At 45.7% G+C, this 12,614-nt stretch carries 11 protein-coding genes and 2 pseudogenes; 11 read left to right on the top strand and 2 right to left on the bottom strand.

Going from position 1 to position 12,614, the window contains the following annotated elements; translation table 11 throughout:
• The 6 genes from Q0174_RS00340 to Q0174_RS00315 all read left to right on the top strand — a co-directional run.
• The coding region (locus tag Q0174_RS00340) for a CDC27 family protein (protein ID WP_366112393.1) at positions 1-424 on the top strand (424 nt) is incomplete at its 5' end.
• Positions 421-960: a hypothetical protein gene (locus Q0174_RS00335; protein ID WP_177389145.1), complete on the top strand. Its 540-nt coding sequence runs from the start codon at positions 421-423 to the stop codon at positions 958-960. The genes Q0174_RS00340 and Q0174_RS00335, both read left to right, overlap by 4 nt.
• Positions 961-965: 5 nt before the next feature.
• On the top strand, positions 966-2,714 hold the full coding sequence (locus tag Q0174_RS00330; protein WP_040303655.1) for a GspE/PulE family protein: 1,749 nt from the start codon (positions 966-968) through the stop codon (positions 2,712-2,714).
• Positions 2,711-3,955 carry a type II secretion system F family protein gene (locus tag Q0174_RS00325; protein ID WP_005870289.1) on the top strand — a complete coding sequence of 415 codons (1,245 nt, stop codon included), beginning with the start codon at positions 2,711-2,713 and terminating at the stop codon, positions 3,953-3,955. Before Q0174_RS00330 ends, Q0174_RS00325 begins: the two co-directional genes overlap by 4 nt.
• A 159-nt stretch (positions 3,956-4,114) precedes the next feature.
• On the top strand, positions 4,115-6,358 hold the full coding sequence (locus tag Q0174_RS00320) for a DNA translocase FtsK (protein ID WP_298040837.1): 2,244 nt from the start codon (positions 4,115-4,117) through the stop codon (positions 6,356-6,358).
• Between the two features lie 250 nt (positions 6,359-6,608).
• Complete coding sequence (locus Q0174_RS00315) at positions 6,609-6,755, top strand: hypothetical protein (protein WP_298040835.1); 147 nt, start codon at positions 6,609-6,611, stop codon at positions 6,753-6,755.
• A gap of 58 nt (positions 6,756-6,813) precedes the next feature.
• Here Q0174_RS00315 and Q0174_RS00310 read toward each other — a convergent pair whose 3' ends face one another.
• Entirely contained in the window at positions 6,814-6,957 is a 144-nt protein-coding gene (locus Q0174_RS00310) for a hypothetical protein (RefSeq protein WP_298040833.1), read from the bottom strand.
• 250 nt (positions 6,958-7,207) lie between these two features.
• Here Q0174_RS00310 and Q0174_RS00305 point away from each other — a divergent pair, with 250 nt between their 5' ends.
• The 3 genes from Q0174_RS00305 (at position 7,208) to murG (ending at position 10,545) form a co-directional block, all read left to right on the top strand.
• Positions 7,208-7,375, top strand: coding sequence for a hypothetical protein (locus Q0174_RS00305; RefSeq protein WP_298040831.1), 168 nt, complete (start codon positions 7,208-7,210; stop codon positions 7,373-7,375).
• Between the two features lie 858 nt (positions 7,376-8,233).
• Positions 8,234-9,394 (top strand): FtsW/RodA/SpoVE family cell cycle protein, encoded by a 1,161-nt coding sequence (locus Q0174_RS00300; RefSeq protein WP_298040829.1) that lies wholly within the window; start codon positions 8,234-8,236, stop codon positions 9,392-9,394.
• A 137-nt stretch (positions 9,395-9,531) separates the two neighbouring features.
• Positions 9,532-10,545, top strand: coding sequence for an undecaprenyldiphospho-muramoylpentapeptide beta-N-acetylglucosaminyltransferase (gene murG, locus Q0174_RS00295; protein ID WP_298040827.1), 1,014 nt, complete (start codon positions 9,532-9,534; stop codon positions 10,543-10,545).
• 251 nt (positions 10,546-10,796) lie between these two features.
• Here the strand turns inward: murG and Q0174_RS00290 are convergent, their stop codons facing one another.
• Positions 10,797-11,444 carry a tetratricopeptide repeat protein gene (locus Q0174_RS00290; RefSeq protein WP_298040825.1) on the bottom strand — a complete coding sequence of 216 codons (648 nt, stop codon included), beginning with the start codon at positions 11,442-11,444 and terminating at the stop codon, positions 10,797-10,799.
• A 476-nt stretch (positions 11,445-11,920) separates the two neighbouring features.
• Between Q0174_RS00290 and Q0174_RS00285 the strand changes: the two are divergent.
• Positions 11,921-12,135, top strand: a pseudogene (locus Q0174_RS00285) (IS1595 family transposase); the annotation flags it as partial.
• A 102-nt stretch (positions 12,136-12,237) separates the two neighbouring features.
• Positions 12,238-12,614: pseudogene (locus tag Q0174_RS00280) on the top strand (hypothetical protein); the annotation flags it as partial.

Here is a 12,614-nt window from a genome sequence, read left to right as displayed (position 1 = left end):
TAAAAACGAGGTTATAGATTTTGGACGCGCTCCATTGCCACCTAAATCAAATTTCTCTGGAGGTTCTACAAATACCGCAAGTAGCGCTCCACTAAGTTCCAGGATTGAGATAAAAACTTCAAATTTAAGCGAAGACAAGCAGAGCTTGGAGAGCAAATTTTACGCGACGAATAAGATTGAGTATTCGCTATCGCTAGCCGAAGAAGCGTATAATAAGAAAGACTACGACAATGCGATCAAATGGGCTCTTACGTCAAATGAGCTTGATAAGGACAACGTCGCTAGCTGGATAATTTTTGCCAAAGCCAATTATAAAAAGGGTCGTAAAGAAGACGCGCTTTACGCTCTTGAAACCTTTAATGCAAAGGCGAAAAATAGCGAAATTTCTAACCTCATTTCAAAGATAAGAAGCGATAAACTATGAAAATTTTATATATTTTAGCTTTTGCGATCGCGTCGTTATTTGCAGTTAGTGCCGATGACGTGCGCAACTGGGATCAGATCGGTCAGTATAACCGTATCTGCCAAGAAAGCGTGCGAAATTTATTCATCGAGGAGCAGAGCGAGGCACTTGCAAATATGTATGCCAAAGCGTGCCTTAAGATGGATAAAGTAAATGAGCTCGTCGTGCCTACGGTGATGCTTTATAAGACCAAAGAGGCTCGCGAGAATGCCTCTCTTTATTCGACTATAATTTTTCAAAAAAAGATGCTTTATTTGGCGCTTTGCGACGGCGTGGATATTAGCTATATTCGCACGCCTAAGATCAATTATATTTTGTCTGAAATTTTTGATAAATTTACGGAGAGAGCATACGTAAAAAAGAGTGATACGTATGTCTTTACCCTAGAAAACGGCGAGCGCGCCGAGCTTTTTATCAAAGAAGAGGAAGAGGTAAAAAAGATGGTAATTGCAATTTACGCTGGCGATAAGCTTAGCTCGATTAAAATTTATTGGTGATCGCGATGACAAAGATTGAAGAGCAGATTGTTGCGATTTTAATACGAAACAATATCCTTACTAGCACCGTTGTTCCGGAAATTAAGGACAAGATGGATATCGGCCTGACGCTAGGAGAGGTTTTAGTCGGAGATAACTATCTAAGCCAGGATGATTTTTGCTCAATTTTAGTTGAGCTATACAAACGTCGTCAGATAGAATTTGACGATATAAGCGAAAAATTTTCGATGGATCCGAAGGAATTTTTGCAAATTCTAGCCAAGAAAATGAACCTGTCGTATATGAATTTAGACGATATCGACATAGACTTCAGACTATCGGAACGCACTCCTACCGCACAGCTTAAAAGATACGGCGTGATACCGGTTAAAGCGGATGATCTGAATATTTACGTTGCTTTTTCTGATCCGTTTAATCTTGAGTCGCAAGATAAAGCGCAGGCTATGTTTAGTAAACAGCTGCTTAAAATCGTAGTAGCCGATCCGAATCAAGTAAATAAATATCTATCTAAGCTTGAGCTTTCAGAGAGTATTAAGGGGCTCGTAGCAGAGATCCGCAAAGAGCTCGCCAACACTGGCGGTAGCGGAAGTAGCGATGATACCTCGGCGATTTTGAAGCTCATTGAGATGATAATCAGCCAGTCTATTAAGATGCGCGGTAGTGATATTCACATCGAGCCTACCGAGAATAACTGCGTCGTGCGTACCAGAATCGACGGAATGCTCGCTGAAATTTTTATCTTTGATAAAGATATCTATCCGCCGCTAGTAAGCCGATTGAAGCTACTTTCGAATATGGATATCGCCGAGCGCCGCAAGCCGCAGGACGGCAGGTTTAGTATGAAAATTTCAGGTCGCGAATATGACTTTCGTATCTCGACACTGCCTATTATCAATGGCGAATCTACCGTTATGCGTATCCTAGATAAATCCAAGGTTATCATAAGTCTGGAAAAGCTCGGTATGCACCCTGATAGCTTTAAGAAATTTAATAACGCTATGAAGGCTCCATATGGTATTATCTTGGTTACCGGACCTACTGGAAGCGGTAAGTCTACGACGCTATATGCAGCGCTAAACGATATTAAAAATATCGATACTAAGGTTATTACCGTAGAAGATCCGGTAGAGTATCAAGTAAATTTAATCCAACAAGTCCAAGTTAACGAAAAAGCGGGTCTTACCTTTGCTTCAGCATTGCGCTCGATCTTAAGACAAGACCCTGACATCATAATGATCGGTGAGATCCGTGATCAAGAGACCCTTAGGATCGCGATCCAGGCTGCTCTTACTGGACACTTGGTTTTCTCGACCCTACACACCAACGACGCCGTTAGTGCGATCCCGCGAATAGTGGATATGGGTATAGAGGCCTACCTCATAAGCGGTGCGCTCATTGCAGTAGAGGCACAGCGTCTCGTGCGAAAGCTTTGCCCACACTGCAAACAGCCTACAAATCTGCCTAAATCGATGCTTGATCAGCTAAAGGAATTCTTGCCTGAAAAATACACATTTTTTAAGGCCGTAGGTTGTGATCAATGCGGTCAAACGGGCTATATGGGGCGTGAGATGATTAGTGAAATTTTACCTATTACCGATAAAATGCAGAGCTTGATCGCTAACGGCGGCTCAAAGGACGATATGAGAGCCTTAGCGAAGGAGGAGGGTTTTATAGATATGTTTGAAGATGGTGTTATACGTGCTGCGCGCGGAGTAACTAGTATAGAAGAAATTTATAGGGTGGCTAAACAATGAAAAAGCAATTAGAAGTTGAATACAACGCCAAGGGCGCAAGAAGGAAGATGTTTTTGCAAGCTAGCGATAAGGTGCAAGCAAACAACCTCATGAAGCAGCGCGTAGGCGGGACGATCGTAAAAAGAGGTGAAACCCAGGTCGTAGCCAATACGGGCGGCGATTTTAAGGCGCAGGTTTCGCGCATGCTGGGTGGTAGCGGAAGAGTTAGAACACTGCCGTTAGTGGCGTCGATCCGTCAGCTTTCGGTTATGACAAATGCCGGAATTTCAATCCACGACTCGATCAAAGAGGTCGCAAGGGCGGCAGAGGATAAGACGCTAAAAGAGATTTTTAGTGCTATGAACGATGATCTTAACGCAGGTCTTAGTTTGACAGAGTCTACGGAAAAATTTAGAGGTCAGCTCGGTGATGTCGTCGTTGCGATGGTAAGTCTGGGCGAAGCAACCGGTAATATGGCAGAATCTCTAGCCAAGCTTGCCGCTATGCTTCAAGAGCTTTGGGAGAACCAGCGTAAATTTAAAAAGGCGATGCGTTATCCGATGATCCTTATGATCGTTATGGCGATTGCATTTTCGGTCTTGATGATGTATGTCGTGCCGAAATTCCGCGAGATTTTTGAGGATTTGGGCGCGGATTTGCCACTACCTACTAGAATTCTACTTGGTATCGAAAGCACTCTTAATAATTATGGAATTTTTGTTTTAGCGGGCATCATAGGCACTATCATAGCTCTTAGATGGGCATATCGCAATAACCCTGAGTTTAAAAAGGGCTTTGACAAGACGATTTTAAAGGTCTATCTATTTGGTAAGATCATATTTTTCTCGACTATGTCGCGATTTATGCTTATTTTTACAGAGCTTGTGCGAGCGGGTATTCCTATCGCAGATGCACTAGATACATCTGTTTTAATGGTGGATAATCATACTTTAAAAGAGAAGCTCTCTACCGTTAAAATCGCCGTGCAGCAGGGCGTGAGCCTAACAGAGGCGTTTAACAATACAGGGCTTTATGAGAGTATGCTTATTCAGATGATCAGTGCGGGCGAGCAGGCCGGTAACCTCGATAAGATGCTCGGTAACGTCACGGATTATTATAAAGAGAAATTTGATGATATCATCGATAATATCTCAAGCTACGTCGAGCCGATCATGCTATTTTTTATGGCGGGCATGGTTCTTCTTTTGGCTCTGGGTATCTTTATGCCTATGTGGGATCTGGGCAAAGCCGTCAAAAACTAACCCCTTTAATTCCGCGCCTGTGAGGGCGCGGAATTTTATCAAAGCATTAAAATTTCATCCTTCAAATAAAATTTTAACCTTCGTTTGGCTAAAATACCGCTTTAAATTTAAGGATCAATCATAGTTAAAGAAATATATTTTATCGTCGTATCGGCTATCATAATATTTTTTGGGCTTGCTACTATTGCGCCCGATTCCGCGCTTGTAGGCAGCGCAGGCAACGCCATCCGCTCATTTAATACCCAGCTATTCGGCTATTTTGCATACATCTATCCGCTATTTTTGCTCGCCTTAGCATACGTAGCCTATAAGCATTTTCGCGGTTTTGACTTTAGATTTTTTGAGTTTAGCATCGGAGCCATTTTGCTGTTTTTTACCATTTTGATGGTGCAGTCGAGTCTCTTTGGCGCTAGTGGCGGAGCAGTCGGCAGCTTCGCGGTGGACGGACTTAGGCGAATGATCGGAAGCGTCGGTGTGTGGATTTTTAATATTACGATTTTTGTGCTTTCGCTAGTGCTTATATTTGAAGACCGCTTTACCGACATCATCAAAAACTGCTTTATTGGCTCAAGAGACGAAAGCTCACAGGATGGAATTGGAGATGATTTTGCTAGCGATGCGGATGCGGCGCAAAGAGGCGGGCTTGCAAAGCATTCGTCTGCGCAAGGATTGAGAGGTGCGGAAAATTTTAACGTTTCGAATGACACTTTGAGCACAGAGGACAATTCGGCGAAACAGGGTAATTTTGCGGAGCAGGGCGCAAGCGGACGCGGTTTTGAAAGTGGGCAAAATTTTCAAAATTTAAACGATGCTCGCGAACCCGAGAATGAGCAGAATTTCAGTGATGCACATGGTCTGCAAGCTTCCGCTGAACGCGAGCTTAAAATGCCACAAAAGGGAAAGCCGAGCAGGCTAAAAAGGGTCGAGCGCCTAAGCGAGGTCGCCGAAAACAAAAGGCTTTTGGATCAGCTCGATAAGGGCAGGGTGGCTAAGCCCAAGGATTTTAAGCTGCCGCCGCTTGATTTTTTAAACTTGCCGCCGAAAAAGAAAAGTAACATCGACGAGAGCGAGATCGATCGTAAAATTTACGACCTGCTCGATAAGCTGCGTAAATTTAAGATCGACGGCGACGTGGTGCGGACTTACTCGGGTCCTGTCGTTACGACCTTTGAGTTTCGCCCCGCCGCGCACATCAAGGTAAGTAAAATTCTAACGCTGCAAGATGATCTGGCGATGGCTCTTCGGGCGCAGACCATCCGCATCCAAGCGCCGGTTCCGGGCAAAGACGTCGTAGGCATCGAGATTCCGAATCAAAATATCGATACGATCTATCTGCGCGAAATTTTAGAAAGCGACGTGTTTAAAAGCGCTTCCAGTCCGCTTACGATCGTGCTTGGCAAGGACATCGTGGGGCAGCCGTTCGTTACCGATCTTAAGAAACTGCCGCACCTTCTCATCGCAGGCACCACCGGAAGCGGCAAGAGCGTGGGCATCAACGCCATGCTGCTTAGCCTTTTGTATCGCAACTCGCCCAAGAGCCTGCGCCTTATAATGATCGATCCGAAGATGCTTGAGTTTAGCATCTACAACGACATACCGCACCTGCTAACGCCCGTCATCACGCAGCCTAAGCAGGCGATCATCGCACTAAGTAATCTTGTTTCGGAGATGGAGCAACGCTACTCGCTCATGGCGCAAAACAGGACGAAAAATATCGACAACTATAACGAAAAGATGCTGCGCGAGGGGGGCGACATTTTGCCTTACATTGTCGTTATCATCGATGAGCTCGCGGATCTGATGATGACGAGCGGCAAGGATGTGGAGCACTATATCGCGCGTTTGGCGCAGATGGCGCGCGCTAGCGGCATCCATCTCATCGTAGCGACGCAGCGCCCTAGCGTGGACGTCGTCACGGGGCTGATAAAGGCGAATCTGCCTAGCCGTATCAGCTTCCGCGTGGGCTCAAAGGTCGATAGCAAGGTGATTTTGGATCAGATGGGCGCGGACAGCTTGCTTGGGCGTGGCGATATGCTGTTTACGCCGCCTACCGCGCCAGGGCTCATCCGCCTGCATGCGCCGTTTACGACCGAGAATGAGATCAACAAAATCGCAGAATTTTTAAAAGCGCAAGAAAGCGTCGTTTATGACGAGAGATTTTTGATCGAAAACGAGGGCGCCAAGCAAGAAGGCGGTATAATCAATCCGCAAAATATCGTGCTTGACGAGCTTTACGACGAGGCGAAGGCGATAGTCTTGGAGGAGGAGAAAACCTCGATCAGCTACCTGCAGCGCCGCTTGCGTATCGGGTATAACCGCGCCGCGACGATCATCGAACAGCTCGAACAGATGGGTGTTTTGAGCGAGATCAACGCCAAAGGCCAGCGCGACATAATCAAGTAAGCTTTAAAATTTCGATAAAATTTAAGCAGCGAAATTTTGAAATTTATTGGATTTGCGGGTGCTAGAATTTTTAAAATTTAATCGATCTGCGTCGGTAAAATTTTAAAATTGATCGGATTTGAAGCGGTGGAATTTTAAAATTTTTTAATCTACATGGCGGATTTTAAATTTTAAAATTTGTGCGTTTTGCAGCTCGCGCTTGTGCTTCTGTGGCTGCGGAAAGGCGGACGGTTTATACGGATGCGAGGATGTGATCAAAGTTCTTTGCGGTGCGGTGGGCGTTTTAAAAGTAGTGCTCGGCGGGTATAAACAGCACGTTTTGTATCTTGCGTTTGCGACGTGCGAGTTGTCTGAATTTTATAAGGCGCAAGCGGAGCTAAAAAGGCACAGGATTTAAAATTCTAAAATTTGAGCGAAAGAGCTTTGAGATTTAAATTTTAAACGCTAGGCGATATTTAAATTTCATCTGCGACGCAGAATTGAGAGCTTGCCGCGCTGCCGATACGTAAACGATAGACGCTCTGCGACGGATAAATTTCGTTCAAGGCACCGCGGCGATCCGCGACGTAAATTTGAAATTTTATCCGAAACTGCTGCATACGGGGATGCCAGGCGGCGCAAATTTTGATTTTAAAATTTTGACGTTTTTGGACTTTTGAATTTTAAAATTTGCCGCCGCGGACCCAAATTTTAAATCGCGCCGCGCCCATATGCAGACGGCTCGTGCAGTATAATTTACTCGTCATGCATCTAAAATTAGCTAGCGTGCAAACGGCCGCCTCGGCGTGATAAAATTTCATAATCATGCGCGCCACTTATGTGCGCTCGCCATAAACGGCGTGCGTCCGAATGACGCGTGAAGAAACGGCGAAGGCGCTTGTAGCCGTAGGGGTGCGGCGAAACGGCATGATATGTTCCGCTACGGCTCTATCGGCGCCGCAAGCTGCCGAGATTGAAACGGATGCGCCGAACACCATCGCAGCTCAGCTTTCATGCTATCGGCGGATCGCGTCGTAGGCCGAGGAATACTTACGGCTGCATGAGCGAAAATTGTCGCAAAGTTTAGTTTGCCGTGCGCTGTCCGCGGCGTCTTAAAACATACAGCTAAGCTGCCGCGAGGTGCCGTGCGCCGAAACGAAAGCCTGTGCGCGAAATCGCGGTTGTGCAACAGTTGAATTTGTTCGCGTCGCATGCTAAAAACATTGTATTGCGAGCGGTGCGACGAGCTGTTTGGCGCGCGGTGTTTTGTCGGGCATGTTTCGTAGTGCAGATGCATTGGCGGTATGTTTTGTGATGCGAATGTGCTTACATGCTCTGCGATGTAAAAATTTTAGAATAAAATTTATCGCTGTGCGCATAAATTTAATAAAATTTGCGCCGTAGCGGCGAATAAATTTAAAACGAAATTTCGCACTGCCTGCGGTATAAACGCGCTTTGTAGCTAAGTTGCATTTTGCAGTGTGGCTGTATTGTAAGATGCGGCGCGTTTTACATCGCCCGAGCGCTAAAAATCGATCAGCATGTTAGCGTGTTTGTAATGATGTTGCGGCGTAAAATTTTGCAACTACCGTGCGCTATTCATGCGCGATACGTGAGAGTAAAATGCACGCTTAAAAAGTGGCGCGGGATGTGTTTTTTTCGGCGCGCCATCCCGCAGCGTACGCCACAAAGCCGCCTATGTGCGAGAATAAAATTCGCGCTATGCATCAAAGATGCACGATCGCGCTGTGTGCTAAAAGACAATGCGCGATCGTGCCGTACGCTTTTTAAAAGGCGATGTAGGATTGCACTTTCGAGTAAGGTTTGAACCTCGCGCGGCAGACGAAGCGTGCACGGCGCGCGTAAATGCGAATAAATTTTAAAATGGAGAGATGATTGAGAACCGATAAATGGCTATATTACTTCACCTGCGCGCTCATTACGATCGGCATGATATTTTCGCTGTCGCTGAGCTCCTATACGGTGCTTCTGCTGGGCGCTACGCCACTGCATTTTTTTTATCGTCAGTGCGCGGTAGGGATTGCCTGCATCGCGGTGATGTGGATCGTCTCGCGCGCCGATCCCGATAAATGCCTAACGCCGGTGTGTATGTCGCTTTTCGCGATAATGGGGATTTTGATGCTCGCGATGGGCTTTTTGCCCAAATCCCTGGTTGCCGACGTCAACGGTGCGGCGCGCTGGATCAGGCTGCCGTTTTTTAACCTCGCGCCGGTGGAATTTTTCAAGGTGGGCTTCATCTACTTTTTGGCGTGGAGCTTCTCGCGCAAGCTCGATCACTCCAAAAAAAGCATCGGGCGCGAGATCGCGACGCTGCTTCCTTACGTAGCGCTTTTCGGCTTTGTGGTAATTCTGGTCGCCATCGTGCAAAACGATCTGGGACAGGTCGCGGTGCTGGGGCTTACGATGATTTTTATGTCGCTTTTCGCGGGCACTAGCTTTAAGCTCATTGGTGCTAGTTTTTTAGGTATCGCAGGGCTTGCTTATGTTTTTATCGTCACGAGCGCGCACAGGGTCGATCGCGTGCGCTCGTGGTGGGGCGGCGTGCAGGATTTCGTGCTGTCGTTTATGTCGCCGGAGACTGCCGCAGGGCTGCGTATAGAGGATGCTAGCGCGCCGTATCAGGTCGGGCACTCGCTCAATGCGATAAACAACGGCGAGTTTTTCGGGCAGGGACTTGGGCTTGGAAGCTTTAAGCTCGGATATCTGAGCGAGGTGCATACCGACTTCGTGCTCGCAGGCATCGCCGAGGAGTGGGGATTTATCGGGATTTTGCTCATCGTGGCGCTATTTTATGCGATGCTCTTTCGCATCTTTCAGACCGCGAGTAAGTCGCCAAATAACGTAAATTTCCTCTTTTGCCTGGGTATCGGTTTTATGTTTTTCTTTTCGTTCATTATCAACTCCTATGGCATCACGTCGATCTCGCCGGTCAAGGGCATCGCCGTGCCGTTTCTGAGCTACGGCGGCAGCCATCTGCTCGCGGCATCGTTTGCGGTGGGGCTCGTTTTGATGGCGTCGAAAAGGGCGAAATTTTAAAGCTTTTGCGGGCTTTGGGCGAGCGCTGTTTAAATTTGGGCGTAAATTTAGAGCCGAATTTTGCGTTTGAAATTCTACGCCGAAGTGCGCCGAGGCCCAAATTTAAGCGCGAAATTTTATAAATTTAAAGGAAAAGTATGGTCATAGCAATCAGCGGCGGCGGCACCGGCGGGCATCTGATAATCGCTAAAAATTTAGCCGCCCGCCTTGCGAAGCAGGGCATTGAAGCAATCTTCATCGGCTCAAACCGCGGGCAGGATCGCGCATGGTTTGAAAAAAGCGAGCTTTTTGCGCGCGCCTATTTTCTGCAAAGCTCGGGCGTCGTCGATAAAAAGGGCTTTGCCAAGCTAGCCTCGCTGCTAAATATCCTGCGCCTCTCGCTTGCGGCGCGTAAAATTTTAAAGCAAAACGGTGTCCGCGCGCTCATCAGTGTGGGCGGATACAGCTCGGCGCCCGCATCCATCGCGGCGATCCTTTCTCGCGTGCCGTTTTTTATCCACGAGCAAAACGCCGTTTGCGGGCGGCTTAACCGCTTGCTAAGGCCCTTTGCGCGCGCGTTTTACAGCTCCTATGAAAAGCCCGCGTTTGCTTATCCGATCGCGGATATTTTTTTCGAGACGGCGCGGCCGCGCACGGCGCTTAAGAGGGTCATCTTTTTGGGCGGCTCGCAGGGGGCGAGCTTTATCAACTCGCTTGCCATGGAGCTTGCGCCCAAGCTCTTGGGTCTCGGCTACGGCGTGATCCATCAGTGCGGCGAGCGCGAGTTTGAGCGTATCTCGCAAATTTACGCGCAGCAGGGCCTTGACGTGCAGCTCGTGGGCTTTTGCAAAAACATGCACGAGCTCATCGCAAGCGCCGATCTTTGCGTCGGACGCAGCGGCGCCAGCACGCTGTGGGAGCTCTGCGCAAATGGCCTGCCGGCGATATTCGTGCCGTTTCCGTTCGCAGCAGCGGATCATCAGTTTTATAACGCGAAATTTCTTAAAGAGCGCGGGCTGTGCGAAATCGTGCGTCAGCAGGACGCAAGCGGCGAGCGGATATTGAGCTTGATTGAGAGCTTCGACGTGGCGCGAGCGAGCAAAGGGCTGCTTGAGCTCGCGGATCGAAACGGCGCGCAAGCGATAATCGACGATGTGATGAGTAAAATTTAAGGCGCCTCCGTTTTTTATGCCCATACTTTGCGCGTAATTTCATCGCAGAGCAGGGCGAATAAAATTAAAATTTGCTCTTTCGCGCGCTCTGCTACGCGGCAAATACGGCGAAAGAGGACAGGATGCGACGTTTTAATAACAAAAAGCAGCGTAAGGATCGGCGAAAACGAGAGCGGCGAAAATTTAAATTTGATTTGGGAAAATTTGAGAGGTTTTACCCGAGCGCAAATTCAGCTCGGGTAAAATTTGGATTATTTTAGTAATTCATACATATCGCAAGCTTCTTGAAAATATTTTGCATCGTCAGTATTTTTTACAAGCTCGCAAGTTTTCTTATAATATTGGGCAGCTTCGTCATTATATTCATACTGATAAAGAATTTTGGCTATATCATTGCACGCATATGGGTATCCGCCGTCGCAAGACTTTTTATAATACTCGCTACCTTTTTCTTTATCCTCGCGTATCGTTTTTTTATATATATCGCGCATACTATCACCCTTAAAATACATCTTTCCTAATCTATAATATAACTCATCAAGCTTGCCATCATAAGCCGTGTTAAATAGCTCAAAAGCTTTTTTATCGTCTTTCTCGACGCCTAGCCCTTCAAGATACATATATCCTAGATAGAAACAAGCCTCTTTAGCATTATACTCATCGTTCTTTTTAACATCATCCTTTTTGCAAGCTTTTCCGAGAAAGAATTTTGCTTTTATATAATCCCTAGGAATATAATCACTAGAGATCGTATCTGTACCAAAAAGATATTTTGTGCCATAATTAAGGCAAGTACTAATGCCCTCGTTCTCACACCTTTTTTTATACTCTGAAAAATCTTCTCCTATTGCAAACGCCAAATTCGCTAGAACCGCCAAAATCAAAATTACTTTTTTCATTCTTTTCTCCTTTGAAATTATTTGTGAATGCAATACGTCAAACACGCAAGTAGAGCCATTATTATGAGCAAAAGAACAATCAGAATAGGAAATCCTATCTTTTTATCTAATTTCTTATCGTACCAAGTTATTGTTGCATAGACAATAAAGCCCGCTACAGCTATAGTTAATACATTAATCCATAAATCTTTATCTAATATATTAGCCCATGCGCGCCGCCTACTATACCGCTCAAAATCGATAAAGAAACCTGGACAAAAGCTTCATTTTCTTTATCTCCATTTATATTTTTCGTTTCACTTTCTTTCTTATTGTCATCCGTACTATTTTGGGTCAAGGCTTTGTTCCCGCTAATCTTATCCTCAGCCGTATTTTTCCTTTCAACCAAAAATTTAGTGCATTCTATCCCCCCCCCTAAAAATCTATAAAATTTATGGCTCAAGATAAGTTAAAAACTTTCAAAGGAGTTTTTAACTATGATCCTGCCGATGAAAAACAAGTATATAATTCGTTCCCGAATTTCAGAGAAGAAATTTAGAGAAATTTTACGGTATTTTCATCTGATATAGAAGCTGTAAAAATAGCAGAATTTACTGATATCTCAGAAAAAATAATCAACAAAATAACTAAAAATATCAGAATTTTAATGGCTAGCGAGTGTGAAAAGATAAGTAAATTTAGCGGTGAAATTTCCAGCTCGCAAGCTCGCCTAGAAGCTTCGCTTTGAAATAGACGAAAGCTACTTTTACTTCACTTCGCTCGTAGCTGCGTCTTGAAAAGCTATAAGCATAGTGAAGTAGAGCAGAACGGATCTAAGAGGGTAAGAGGCCTTGTGCTCGCACTCTCTTTGAGAAAAGAGGTAGAGGAGTAGCAAATAAAACATCCGTATTTCTATTTCGCTACGCTCGTTACTGCAAGTAGAACGGAATGCTAAAGCGTGACGGTAAGGTCTATACTCAGATAGTTAAAAACTGTTCTGCTAGTGAGCTAATACCCATACTATCAGAATTTCTAAAAGAGAGTGCGTCTTATTAGTAGCAAACAAAGTGCAGCTAAGCACAAGAGCGAATTAGATGAGAGTGTGATTTATTCTGATTGCCAGAAGGCTTATGATGGATTAATGGATTACGCAGCCAAAGCTCATTATAGAGTAAAGCATTCAAAGAATGA

It is taken from the genome of uncultured Campylobacter sp. (assembly GCF_937996225.1).
Classification (GTDB): domain Bacteria; phylum Campylobacterota; class Campylobacteria; order Campylobacterales; family Campylobacteraceae; genus Campylobacter_B.
This window is presented reverse-complemented; position numbering and strand designations above follow the sequence as displayed.

What these genes read in the sequence shown, in the direction of transcription:
- Q0174_RS00335 (WP_177389145.1), top strand. Translation starts at nt 421, where the DNA reads ATGAAAATTTTATATATTTTAGCTTTTGCGATCGCGTCGTTATTTGCA.
- Q0174_RS00330 (WP_040303655.1), top strand. Translation starts at nt 966, where the DNA reads ATGACAAAGATTGAAGAGCAGATTGTTGCGATTTTAATACGAAACAAT.
- Q0174_RS00325 (WP_005870289.1), top strand. Translation starts at nt 2,711, where the DNA reads ATGAAAAAGCAATTAGAAGTTGAATACAACGCCAAGGGCGCAAGAAGG.
- Q0174_RS00310 (WP_298040833.1), bottom strand. Translation starts at nt 6,957, where the DNA reads ATGCAGCAGTTTCGGATAAAATTTCAAATTTACGTCGCGGATCGCCGC.
- Q0174_RS00305 (WP_298040831.1), top strand. Translation starts at nt 7,208, where the DNA reads ATGACGCGTGAAGAAACGGCGAAGGCGCTTGTAGCCGTAGGGGTGCGG.
- murG (WP_298040827.1), top strand. Translation starts at nt 9,532, where the DNA reads ATGGTCATAGCAATCAGCGGCGGCGGCACCGGCGGGCATCTGATAATC.
- Q0174_RS00290 (WP_298040825.1), bottom strand. Translation starts at nt 11,444, where the DNA reads ATGAAAAAAGTAATTTTGATTTTGGCGGTTCTAGCGAATTTGGCGTTT.